This is a genomic window from Devosia sp. J20-27 (assembly GCF_055808595.1).
Map to the genome: position 1 here is coordinate 945,024 of NZ_CM147875.1, position 11,649 is coordinate 956,672.

General features: G+C 65.8%; 13 protein-coding genes. 1 reads left to right on the forward strand and 12 read right to left on the reverse strand.

The window, feature by feature from the left end; genetic code table 11:
• Nucleotide 1: 1 nt before the first annotated feature.
• From miaB to AC0L4C_RS04625, 11 genes are all read right to left on the reverse strand, one after another.
• Nucleotides 2-1,417, reverse strand: coding sequence for a tRNA (N6-isopentenyl adenosine(37)-C2)-methylthiotransferase MiaB (gene miaB, locus AC0L4C_RS04575; RefSeq protein ID WP_473402378.1), 1,416 nt, complete (start codon nt 1,415-1,417; stop codon nt 2-4).
• Between the two features lie 70 nt (nt 1,418-1,487).
• Nucleotides 1,488-2,294: a lysophospholipid acyltransferase family protein gene (locus tag AC0L4C_RS04580; RefSeq protein ID WP_473402380.1), complete on the reverse strand. Its 807-nt coding sequence runs from the start codon at nt 2,292-2,294 to the stop codon at nt 1,488-1,490.
• Nucleotides 2,291-2,725: a Fur family transcriptional regulator gene (locus AC0L4C_RS04585; RefSeq protein WP_473402381.1), complete on the reverse strand. Its 435-nt coding sequence runs from the start codon at nt 2,723-2,725 to the stop codon at nt 2,291-2,293. Before AC0L4C_RS04585 ends, AC0L4C_RS04580 begins: the two co-directional genes overlap by 4 nt.
• Nucleotides 2,726-2,759: 34 nt before the next feature.
• Nucleotides 2,760-3,245 (reverse strand): ribosomal protein S18-alanine N-acetyltransferase, encoded by a 486-nt coding sequence (gene rimI / locus AC0L4C_RS04590; RefSeq protein ID WP_473402383.1) that lies wholly within the window; start codon nt 3,243-3,245, stop codon nt 2,760-2,762.
• Entirely contained in the window at nt 3,242-3,823 is a 582-nt protein-coding gene (gene tsaB / locus AC0L4C_RS04595) for a tRNA (adenosine(37)-N6)-threonylcarbamoyltransferase complex dimerization subunit type 1 TsaB (RefSeq protein WP_473402384.1), read from the reverse strand. Before tsaB ends, rimI begins: the two co-directional genes overlap by 4 nt.
• Nucleotides 3,824-4,056: 233 nt before the next feature.
• On the reverse strand, nt 4,057-4,617 hold the full coding sequence (locus tag AC0L4C_RS04600; protein WP_473402385.1) for a NifU family protein: 561 nt from the start codon (nt 4,615-4,617) through the stop codon (nt 4,057-4,059).
• Between the two features lie 68 nt (nt 4,618-4,685).
• Nucleotides 4,686-5,165: a universal stress protein gene (locus tag AC0L4C_RS04605; RefSeq protein ID WP_473402387.1), complete on the reverse strand. Its 480-nt coding sequence runs from the start codon at nt 5,163-5,165 to the stop codon at nt 4,686-4,688.
• Between the two features lie 78 nt (nt 5,166-5,243).
• Nucleotides 5,244-6,275: a tryptophan--tRNA ligase gene (trpS, locus tag AC0L4C_RS04610; protein WP_473402388.1), complete on the reverse strand. Its 1,032-nt coding sequence runs from the start codon at nt 6,273-6,275 to the stop codon at nt 5,244-5,246.
• A gap of 117 nt (nt 6,276-6,392) precedes the next feature.
• Nucleotides 6,393-6,911 carry a hypothetical protein gene (locus tag AC0L4C_RS04615; protein ID WP_473402389.1) on the reverse strand — a complete coding sequence of 173 codons (519 nt, stop codon included), beginning with the start codon at nt 6,909-6,911 and terminating at the stop codon, nt 6,393-6,395.
• Between the two features lie 86 nt (nt 6,912-6,997).
• Entirely contained in the window at nt 6,998-8,020 is a 1,023-nt protein-coding gene (gene tdh / locus AC0L4C_RS04620; RefSeq protein WP_473402391.1) for an L-threonine 3-dehydrogenase, read from the reverse strand.
• 114 nt (nt 8,021-8,134) lie between these two features.
• The gene (locus AC0L4C_RS04625) at nt 8,135-9,319 is read right to left on the reverse strand and encodes a glycine C-acetyltransferase (protein ID WP_473402392.1); all 1,185 of its coding nucleotides are present in this window, start codon (nt 9,317-9,319) and stop codon (nt 8,135-8,137) included.
• Between the two features lie 120 nt (nt 9,320-9,439).
• On the opposite strand from AC0L4C_RS04625, the gene AC0L4C_RS04630 reads away from it, so the two are divergent.
• The gene (locus tag AC0L4C_RS04630) at nt 9,440-10,003 is read left to right on the forward strand and encodes a helix-turn-helix domain-containing protein (RefSeq protein ID WP_473402393.1); all 564 of its coding nucleotides are present in this window, start codon (nt 9,440-9,442) and stop codon (nt 10,001-10,003) included.
• A 54-nt stretch (nt 10,004-10,057) separates the two neighbouring features.
• Here AC0L4C_RS04630 and murJ read toward each other — a convergent pair whose 3' ends face one another.
• Nucleotides 10,058-11,617 (reverse strand): murein biosynthesis integral membrane protein MurJ, encoded by a 1,560-nt coding sequence (gene murJ / locus AC0L4C_RS04635; RefSeq protein WP_473402395.1) that lies wholly within the window; start codon nt 11,615-11,617, stop codon nt 10,058-10,060.
• Nucleotides 11,618-11,649: the final 32 nt, after the last annotated feature.

Here is an 11,649-nt window from a genome sequence, read left to right on the forward strand (position 1 = left end):
CTCAGGCCTGGGCCATCGCTGCGTGAGACTCAATCACGCTAGCAGATTTCGGTTCCGCCACTGTGACAATCTTGCCAGTCAGTGAATTATTTCCGGCAGCGACGATCTCGACGGGCTGGATGGTGCCGATCAGGCGTTCCGGGCCATCCATGTGCACGGCCTGCAGGTAGGGCGAGCGACCGCCGACCTGGCCGGGCATGCGGCCCTTCTTTTCGATCAGCACCGGCAGCACGCGGCCGACGACGGAGACGCCGAAATCGCGCATCTGGCCCGTCATCTGGTCGTTGAGGCGCTGCAGCCGTTCGGTCTTGACCGCTTCGGGCACCTGATCGTCCATGGTGGCGCCGGGGGTGCCGGGGCGGATGGAGTATTTGAAGGTATAGGCCGAGGCGTAGCCAACCTCTCTGGCGATATCGAGGGTGGCCTCGAAATCGGCGTCCGTCTCGCCGGGGAAGCCGACGATGAAATCGCCCGAGAGGGCGAGATCGGGCCGCGCGGCGCGGATGCGCTCGATGACGGCCATGTACTCGGCGCGGGTGTGGCGGCGGTTCATGGCCTTGAGAATCCTGTCCGAGCCCGACTGCACCGGCAGGTGCAGATAGGGCATCAGGGCCGGCAGGTCGCGATGCGCCGCGATCAGCTCGTCGCTCATGTCGAGCGGATGGCTGGTGGTGTAGCGGATGCGCGACAGACCCTCGATCTCGGCGAGGCGATAGCAGAGTTCACCGAGACCGACGGTGCGGCCGCCGGCGTCGAGGCCATGATAGGCGTTGACGTTCTGGCCGAGCAGGGTCAGTTCGCGCACTCCGGCTTCGGCGAGGTTGCGGGCCTCGGCCAGGACCTGCTCAAGCGGGCGCGAGACTTCGGCGCCGCGGGTATAGGGGACGACGCAGAACGAGCAGAACTTGTCGCAGCCTTCCTGCACGGTGAGGAAGGCGGTGAGGCCGCGGGCCAGCGTCACTTCGCGGCGGGCGGGGGGCAGGTGCTCGAACTTGTCTTCCTCGGGGAAGTCGGTTTCGACGACGGTGGCGCCATTATGGGCGCGTTTGATGAGATCAGGCAGGCGATGGTAGCTTTGCGGCCCGAAGACCAGATCGACGCTGCCTTTGGCGCGACGGACGATCTCGTCGCCCTCGGCCTGCGCGACGCAGCCGGCCACCCCGATCATGAAGCCGGCGCCGCCGGCGGCGCGCGCCTCGTCACGCACCTCACGCAGGCGGCCGAGTTCGGAAAACACTTTCTCGGAAGCCTTCTCGCGGATGTGGCAGGTGTTGAGCACCACCAGGTCGGCCTCTTCCATCACCTGCGTCGGCTGATAGCCGTGCGGCGCCAGTGCGTCGGCCATACGATCGGAATCGTAGACGTTCATCTGGCAGCCGTAGGTCTTGATGAAGAGCTTTTTCGGGGTCTCGGTCATGGCGGGGGTCATTACACCCAACGGACGGCGAATCCAAGGAAGACCCGCCGAAGCCGCAAGCGGCGGACTGCTAGGTGCGGATGGTGGCGGGCACCTGCTGGCCGCGGTTGAGCGCCACGAGGGCGCGCCGCACCTCGAGCTCGGCGGCACGGGTGACCGCCTTGCGGTCGGAGCCAGCCGCCAGCGGGATGGGCGAACCGAAGGCCAGGGTGACCTCCTTGACGCCGCCGGTGAGGATTTCCCGGATGTTCTGGCCGACCGACTTGGACTTGATCCAGGCAATCAGCGAGCGTTCGTTGCGCGACACCGGCAGGCCCTGCAGACGGGTATAGGAAATGGTCAGCGGCTGGATCAGCATTTCGCGGGCGCCGCCCTGCAGCATGGCCTGCTGCGCGGCGCCGACAAGGGCGGTGCGGAAGGGCAGCACGTGGGTGCCGATATCGGACTGGCCTTCGGCAAACAGCAGCACGGCGCCGCCATCGGCCATGCGCTGCGCCATTTCGCCGGTGGTGCGCTTGGCGTCACTGGGGCGGTTGCGATCCACGAACAGGGTACGCTGCAGGCCGGCCATGAAGTTGACGAAGAACCACTTCTCGATCTCCTTCTTGGCGACGAAGGTGACATTGGCGGCCGAACCGACGGCGATGATGTCGGTCCAGGAGATATGATTGGAGACCATCAGCACCGGCCGGCCAGTGACCGGCTGACCGATGACGGTGACCTTGAGGCCGATGAATATGGCGCCGAGGCGGTGGAAGATGCGCGGGATGATGGTCCAGCCCGGCGCGCCCAGCTTGGCCCAGACCCACTGGATGGGGCAGAAAACCAGCAGGAAGGGCAGATAGACAAACAGGAAAAACAGCACGCGGAAGATCATGATGTCGGCTCGTCCTTCTTGAGCGGCACGGCATAGAGTTCGAGGCGGTGATCGACCAGCTTGTAGCCAAGCCGTTTGGCGATGAGTTCCTGGATGGCCTCGATCTCTTCGTTGCGGAATTCGATGACCTTGCCCGAGCGGATATCGATCAGGTGGTCGTGGTGCTCGTCGGGGATGGGCTCGAAGCGGGCGCGCCCGTCCTTGAAGTCATGCTTGGTGACGAGCCCGGCTTCCTCGAAGAGATTGAGGGTGCGGTAGACGGTGGAGAGCGAGATGCGGGGATCGACGCCACTGGCGCGGCGATAGAGTTCCTCGACATCGGGATGATCGAAGGCCTGCTCCATTACCTGGGCGATGACGCGACGCTGGTCAGTCATGCGCATGCCCTTGCGGGAACACTGCTCTTCGAGCGTTTCGACAGGCTTGCTCATGAGGGCATCCCGTGCCTGGCCGTTGTTGTCCGGCTTAGCCAAGATCGCGGCTCATGACAATGGCGGTGGCGGGCTCGCCGTTGTCGCGCGGGTAGTAGCCGGTGCGTTCGGAGATCTTTTCAAAGCCCAGTTTGCGATAGAGCCGGATGGCAGCGACGTTGTCCTCGGCGACCTCGAGGAAGAGCTTGGTGGCCGGCGACATCAGGAGGTCGCTGAAGACGGCGCGCAGCAGGGCGACGCCGACACCCTTCTTGCGCCAGCGCGGATCGACGGCGATGGTGATCAGTTCGGCCTCGTCGGCGGCAATGCGGATCATGGCGAAGCCGGCAATCCTCCGCCTGGCGTCGCAAGCGACATAGACCGGGGTATCGCGGCCGGCGATGTAGGCGGCGAAGTCCTCGCGCGGCCAGCCACGGTAGAAGCCCTGGGCATGCAGGCGCGCGCAGGTTTCGGCGTCGGCGGTTTCGGCCGGTTCGATGTGCAGGCCGCCGGGGGCCATCCAGATCTTTTCAATGCTCATTGGCGGGCCACCCGGAATTTGGTCTGCGGCTTGGCGTCGGCGTCGCGGACATAGGCGGCCTCGGGCGAGGTTGCGGCAGGTGCGGTGGCCGCGTAGCGGGCAACCAGAGCAATATCGACAAACGATGTACTGACGACAGGCACACCGGCGGGGATCCGCGCCTGCGCATCGTCCATGGCAAGCACGCTGGGCCCGCTATCGTCGGGAAAGAGCTGGAAATAAGCCTCGCCGCGGCGGGCATCGAGCAGCACGGCCACCGGGCCGGACGCGCCCAGCGACAGCGCGAGGAGCGTCGGCACGCCGATCACCGGAATATCGAGGGCGAGGCCAAGGCCGCGGGCGGCGCTCAGCCCGATGCGCAGGCCGGTGAAGCTGCCGGGGCCGGTGGTGACGGCGATGCGGCTCAGATCGGCATAGGTGACGCCATTGCGGGCCAGCAGATCGTTGATGCGGGGAAAGATCAGCTCGGCATGGCCCTGGGCGATGTCGTCCACCGAAGTGTCGAGGCTGCCATCGGCGCGCAACAGGGCCAGTTGCAGGCGCGGCGCGACGGTATCGATGGCGAGGAGAATGCCCATGGCCGAGAAATAGTGGGACGGAAGGAGAATGTCATCCTTGTTGACGTGAGTGGGCGGGATTTGCTGGCCGCCTGCGGAGGGGACAGGGGCTGTGGCACCCCTCACCCTAGCCCTCTCCCCTGAGGGGAGAGAGGAGGCGGCCCGCCACTCAAGGGGACGAAAACAAGAACGCCCGGCAGGGCCGGGCGGTGGAGAGGAATTGACTGGCGCGATTTGCCCCCGAGGGGTCGCGGTCAGACCTGCTGGACGGACTCGACGCCGGGGACGAAGTGGCGAAGCAGGTTTTCGATGCCGGACTTGAGGGTGGCGGTCGAGGAGGGGCAGCCGGAGCAGGCGCCCTGCATGTGCAGGTAGACGGTGCCTTCCCGGAAGCCCTTGAAGGTGATGTCGCCGCCATCCATGGCGACCGCCGGGCGGACGCGGGTGGCGAGCAGTTCCTTGATCACCTCGACGGTTTCGGTATCGCCGGCCTCGAAGAACTCGCCCTCTTCGGTATCGACTGCCTCGGTGCCATCGGCGATGACGGGCTTGCCCGAGAGGAAGTGCTCCATGATGACGCCGAGAATGGCCGGCTTGATGTGGTTCCACTCGGTGATGTCCTTGGTGACCGAGATGAAATCGGAGCCGAGGAAGACGCCGGTGACGCCGGGCACGCTGAACAGCGCCATGGCCAGCGGCGAGATGGAGGCGGCAGCCTCGTTGCGGAAATCGCGCGGCTCGCCGGCCACAACTTCGCGGCCCGGAAGGAATTTCAGGGTGGCGGGATTGGGCGTGGCTTCGGTCTGGATGAACATCGCGGGCTTCCGATTAACGGTTAGAACGTTTCTAAAATAGAGTTTTGAAGCCCGTTTCGCAAGGGGGATCAGGCCAGCGCTATGATCTGCTCGTCGGTCATCGAGCCGGGAACGATGCTGATCAGGATGGGCAGCGCAGCCGAACCGCTGCGGCTCGAGAAGGCCGTAACAAGCGGGCCAGGCCCCTCCTTGGAGACGCTGGCGGCCAGCACCATGATGGCGATGCCGGGATCCTCGGCGATCAGCCGTTCGATGGCCTTGATGGGATCGCCTTCGCGGATCACCGTCTCGGTCCGCACATTGCCGATATCGGCAATGCGGGCGACGCGCTGGTCGATGAGGCGCTCGGCATTTTCCCGCGCCTCGGCCCGCATGACCTCCTCGACGCCGATGAACTGCTGGAAATCAGCGGTTTCGATGACCGTCAGCAGCACCACCGTGCCGCCGGTCCGGTTGACGCGATGCGCCGCGAAGGTGACGGCCCGGTCGCATTCGGGCGTGTCGTCGATGAGAACGAGAAATTTGCGCTTGTATTCAGCTTCGAGCATGCCGCACCCCTTGCTCAGATCGCGTCATTGTCCCACCGCTGGAGGCGGCGGGCAAGTTCTGTCGCTGGCGCGTCGATTTCAGCGCACGAAGCCGACGATCCTGCGGATCTCGTCCATGTGCGGAACCGCAATGGCCCGGGCCCGGTCGGCACCGTCGCGCAGGATGCGGTCCATCTCGCCGCGATCGCCCACCAGCCGCCGCATCTCGTCGGCGACCGGGGCGAGCACCGAGACCGCGAGCTCGGCGAGGGCGGGCTTGAACTTGCCCCAGCCGTGGCCGCCATATTCGGCGAGCACGGCATCAACCGGCAGATCGGCGAGCGCGGCGTAGATGGCGACCAGGTTGGCGGCCTCGGGGCGGTTGTCGAGACCGGCGGCCTCGGTCGGCAGCGCCTCGGGGTCGGTGGTCGCCTTCTTGATCTTCTTGGCGATCGTGTCGGCATTATCCATCATGTAGACGGTGGACATGTCCGAAGCATCGGACTTGGACATCTTCTTCTTGCCGTCGCGCAGGCTCATCACCCGCATGGCCGGGCCGGTGGAGAGCGTCTCGGTGATCGGGAAATAATCCGCCTCGAAGCCGAGGCTTTTGATCTGCTTGCGGAAATCGTGGTTGAACTTCTTGGCGATGTCGCGTGTCAGTTCGAGATGCTGGCGCTGGTCATCGCCGACCGGCACGCCGGTCGACTTGTAGAGCAGGATGTCGGCGGCCATCAGCGATGGGTAGGCGAAGAGGCCGAGCGACACCTGCTCGGAATTTTCACCGGCCTTGTCCTTGAACTGGGTCATGCGCGACATCCAGCCCATGCGCGCCACGCAGTTGAAGATCCAGCTCAGTTCGGCGTGCTCGACGACCTGGGACTGGTTGAAAATGATCGACCGCGTGGGATCGAGACCGGCGGCGATGTAGGCCGCGGCAATCTCGTAGGTCCAGCGGCGCAGGTCTTCGGGCTCCTGCCAGACAGTGATGGCGTGCATGTCGACGACGCAATAGATCGTCTCATGGGTCTGCTGCAGCGGCACGAAGCGCCGGATGGCGCCCAGATAGTTGCCCAGATGCAGATCGCCGGACGGCTTGATGCCCGAAAAGACGCGCGGAGTGAAGGTCATGGCCCTGTCCCGTTGGTTCCGGACGTGCCTCTAGCGCCTCAGTCCGGGCTTCGCAAGGCTCAGGGCATGCAGGGCCGGATCGGACGCCTGGCACGAACCGGCTGAAGGGCGCGCGAATCAGGCGCCCGGGCAGCGTTCCAGCAGGGCGGCGGCGGCGGCATCGAGTTCAGCGAGAGTCAGCGAGGTGCCGATGGGCGAGGACTTGCCGCCATCCTGACGCGCCCCGTCGGGCTCGATGGCCTCGACCATGTTGTCCGGCCCCTCGAGCACGACCCGGTAGCGCGTCAGCCCGCCATCGATGGGTTGCGGATCGTCGAAGCGCACCGATTCGATGCTGGCCATGTTGATGCCGATGGAAAAGATGCCGCCATCGAACTCGAAGGTGCCGAGGAAATTGCAGGTTTCGGGCTCGGTGACGGTGAACGAGAAGGCGACCTCGCCCTCGCCGCCGCTGAACTCGCCCGGTCCGCTGCGCACGATATCGACCACCTGATCGGCGGCAACTGTCGCCTTGCCGCCGGCGGAAAAGCCGATGAAGGTCGCGGCCACCAGATCGAGCGATGATGCATCCTCGGCCAATGCGGGCTGGCAGGCGAGCCCGATGAGTAGGGCTGCAGACAGGGTGCGGGCGAACATGGGACTCTCCTTGCAGGGTGCAGCCTCGACGCTATCCCAGTTTGACGCGGGTCGCGACCGGAAGCTTGGAGCGAAGCGGCAGAGACCTACCACTCGAGGACGATCTTGCCCTTCTCGCCGCCGGCGGCCAGCCGGAAGGCCTCGGCATAATCGGCGGCCGGCATGCGGCGGGTGATGACCTTGCGCACGTCGAGGCCGCTTTCGAGCATGGCCAGCATCTTGTGCCAGGTCTCGAACATTTCCCGGCCGTAGATGCCGCGCAGCGTGATCATGCGGAAGACGATCTTGCCCAGATCGAAGATGAAGGGCCGCGCCGGCACGCCGAGCAGGGCGATGCGGCCGCCCATGACCATGTGGTCGATCATCTGGTCGAGGGCGGCCGGCGCGCCGCTCATTTCGAGACCGACATCGAACCCTTCCTTCATGCCGAGGCGGGTCATGACGTCGCGCAGGTTTTCGGTGGCGACATTGACCGGCACGACGTCGGCGACCTCGGCGGCGAGGGCCAGCCGGTCGGGGTTCATGTCGGTGATAACAACGTGGCGGGCGCCGACATGGCGGGCGACGGCGGCGCCCATGATGCCGATGGGGCCGGCGCCGGTGATCAGCACGTCCTCGCCGACAATGTTGAAGGCCAGCGCGGTATGCACGGCATTGCCGAGCGGATCGAGGATGGCGCCGAGCTCGTCATCGATGCTGTCGGGCAGCGGGATGATGTTGAAGGCCGGGATCTTGACGAATTCGGCAAAGGCGCCGGGCAGATTGACGCCGATGCCCTTGGTGTCGGGATCGAGATGGAACTTGCCGGCGCGGCTGGCGCGGCTCTTCATGCCGACGACATGACCTTCGCCGGAGACGCGCTGGCCGAGGCTGAGGTTTTTCACCTCGGCGCCAAGGGCGACGATCTCGCCCGCATATTCATGGCCGGTGATCATCGGCACCGGCACAGTGCGGGCGGCCCATTCGTCCCACTTGTAGATGTGGATGTCGGTGCCGCAGATGCCGGTTTTGCTGACCTTGACCAGCACGTCTTCGGGGCCGATTTCGGGGACCGGGCGATCCTCCATCCAGATGCCGGGCTCGGCGCGGGCTTTGACGAGGGCTTTCATGCGGCTACTCCGGCTGCACGACCTCGTGGTTCGACAGGCTCACCATGAGGTCTACTGAACAATGAGGCCCTCATCCTGAGCCTGTCGAAGGACGAGGGCCGGGCGACCCGGCGGTCAGATGATCCCCAGCTCCCGGCCGGCCTCGGTGAAGGCGCCGATGGCAAAGTCGATGTCGGCATCCTCGAGGGCGGCGGACATCTGGGTGCGGATGCGGGCCTTGCCCTTGGGCACGACAGGAAAGAAGAAGCCGGCGACATAGACACCGCGCCGGTCGAGCGCGGCCGCGAGGTCCTGGGCGCGGCTGGCCTCGCCGAGCATGACCGGAATGATCGGGGTTTCGCCGGGCAACAGTTCGAAGCCGGCGGCGGTGAGACCGGCGCGGAAGCGGCCTGTGTGGCGCATCAGGGTGGCGCGACGATCGTCGGCGGCCTCGGCGATCTCGAGCGCCTTCAGCGATCCAGCAGCAACGGCAGGGGCGAGGGCGTTGGAAAAGAGATAGGGGCGGGCGCGCTGGCGCAGCAGGTCGATGACCGGCTGGGCGGCAGCGATGAAGCCGCCCATGGCGCCGCCAAGGGTCTTGCCGAAGGTGCCGGTGACGATGTCGATCTCGGTATTGGTGAGTGCCCCGGTGCCGCGACCCTGCGGCCCGAGATGGCCGGTGGCGTGGCAGTCGTCGACGGCAATTATGGCGCCATACTTGTCGGCCAGCGCCCGGATTTCCGGGAGCTTGGCGACGTAGCCATCCATCGAGAAGACGCCGTCGGTAACGATCATGCGGAAGCGGGCACCGTCGGTGACGGCCTGCCTGAGCTGGGCTTCGAGATCGTCCATGTCGCTGGTGGCATAGCGGTAGCGTCTGGCCTTGCTCAGGCGCACGCCATCGATGATGGAGGCGTGGTTGAGGGCGTCCGAGATGATGGCGTCCTCGGGCCCGAGCAGGGTTTCAAAGAGGCCGCCATTGGCGTCGAAACAGGCGGCAAAGAGGATGGAATCGTCCTTGCCGAGATAGCGCGCGGTGGCCTGTTCGAGCTCGCGGTGGAGGTCCTGGGTGCCGCAGATGAAGCGCACCGAGGCCATGCCGAAGCCATATTGATGAATGGCTTTTTCGGCCTGATGAACGATGTCGGGATGGTTGGCGAGACCGAGATAGTTGTTGGCGCAGAGATTGACCATGGAGCGGCCGCCGACGGTGATGCGGCCGCCCTGCGGACCGGTGATCAACCGCTCGCGCTTGAGCAGGCCGGCCGCCTCGATATCGGTGAGCTGGTGGCGCAGGTGGTCGAGAAACTGGGATTGCATCGGACATTCCTCCGTGATGGAGGAAATTCCGCTATAACGGACACTATGTCAAGGTATCACGGAATTTCCTTGGCGACGCTGGCATCGGGCGCTAGGCTTGACCCAAACCATGAGGATTGCATGACGGAAGCGCCCGATATCGGACCGGTGATCCAGCGCGAGCGCAAGGCGCGGCACCTGACGCTGGAACGGCTGGCGCAGCTGTCGGGCGTGTCGCGCTCGATGCTCAGCCAGATCGAGCGCGGCGAGTCGAACCCGACCTTTGCGGTGCTGTGGGGGCTGACGCAGGCGCTCAAGATCGACCTGGCAGACCTGATTGCCGGCGGCGTGGCGCATCGACAGGCCAACCCGGTCGATATTGTGACGGTGCCGCTGACGCCGGAAATCAAGAGCCCGGAGGGCTGGTGGCGGCTGCGCATCCTGAGCCCGCCGGCGATGTCGGGCCGCGTTGAATGGTATGAGGTGGAGGTGGCGCCGGGCGGCCGGCTGGCGAGTGCGCCGCACGCGGCCGGCACGTTCGAGCACCTGACGGCGCAGACGGCCGGGCTGCGGGTCAAGACGACGCTGGGCGAGCAGGCGCTGGCCGAGGGCGAGACGGCGCGCTACCGCGCCGATGTCGAGCACGAGATTGCCAATGCCGGCACGACGCCAGCCAGGGCGCTGCTGGTGGTGGTCTACGAGTAGACATCCATCGGAAAGCCTAGTGGTTCGACAAGCTCACCATGAGGCTACCGGGGATCAGGCGCGTCGGCGCAACCGGGCCAACAGGGCACCGAGCTTCTGCACGCCGGTGAGGTGCACCAGCGCGAAATAGGCGCCAGCCCCGAAGAGGCAGAGCGCCAGCAGGGCGAAGCCCTGCAGCAGGAAGTTGTATCCCGGATCGAACACCGGGCCGAGCAGCCAGACGAGGCCCCAGAGCGTGCCGCCGAGCACGAGGCTGAGCAGCAGGATCAGGCCCTGCTGGCGCCACTCGGCGGCAGCGAGGCGGAAATGGCCGCGGCGGGCGAGAAAGAGCGCCAGCAGCAGCACGTTGACCCAGGCCGCGACCGAGGTGGCGAGCGCGATGCCGATATGCTTGAGGCTGGAAAACAGCAGCAGCGACAGCACGACATTGATGACCAGCGAGACGGCGGCAAAGATGGTTGGCGTGCCTGTATCCTGACGCGAGAAGAAGCCCGGCTGCAGTACGCGGATGAGCACGAAGGCGGGCAGGCCGACGGCGAAGGCGACGAGCGCCTCGGAGACGGTGACCGAATCCTGCGGCCCGAAGGCGCCACGCTCGAAGAGGACGCGGACGATGGGCAAAGCGAGGCCGATCAGCGCTGCGGCGGCGGGCATCGACAGCAGCATGGAGAGAAACAGCGACTGGCCCTGGCTCTGGCGCGCCTCGAGGTCGCGACCGGCGCTGAGATGGCGGCTGAGTTCGGGCAGCAGCACGGTGCCGATGGCGATGCCGATGATGCCGAGCGGCAATTGGTAGAGCCGGTCGGCATTGTAGATGATCGACATCACCTCGTCGGCGCCCGAGGCAATGACGGTGCCCACGAAGATGTTGATCTGGGTGATGCCGCCGGCGACGATGGCCGGCACGGCGAGCACCCAGAAGCGACGCACATCGGCATCGAGGCGGGGCAGGCGGATGCGCGGCACGATGCCGGTGCGGCGAACCGCAGCATAGACCAGCGCCAGCTGGGCGATGCCGCCCAGCATGGTGGCGATGGCGACCCAGAAGGCGGTGTCGGGCGCCTCGAGCGTCAGGATGGCGAGCGGGATCAGTGCCGAGATGTTGACGAGGTTGAGGACCACCGGGGCGAAAGCGGCGGCAAAGAAGCGGTCCATCGAATTGAGGATGGCCGCATAGGCCGCCATCAGCGACATGCAGGCCAGATAGGGGAACATGATCCGCGTCAGGAAGACGGTGAGCTCGAACTTGGCCGGATCATTGAGGAAGCCGGGAACGAACGGCACCATGACGGCTTCGGCAAAGATCTCGACCAGAATGGTGACGACGAGGATCACCGCCACCAGCCAGCTCATGATGCGGGAGGCGAGTTCACGGGCACCCTCGCGGCCCTGGGTTTCGAGCGCCCCCGAGAACATCGGCACAAAGGCGGTGTTGAAGGCCCCTTCGGCAAACAGGCGGCGGAACAGGTTGGGGAAGCGGAACGCGGCGTTGAAGGCGTCCGAGACCGGCGAGATGCCGAGCACGGCGGCCATCAGTGCGTCGCGGAAAAAGCCGAAGACGCGGGAGACCAGTGTCAGGCCGCCAACGGAGAGAATATTGCGGTAAAGGCTCATGCCGGGATCGCGGCGCGGCGCAGGGTCCGGGC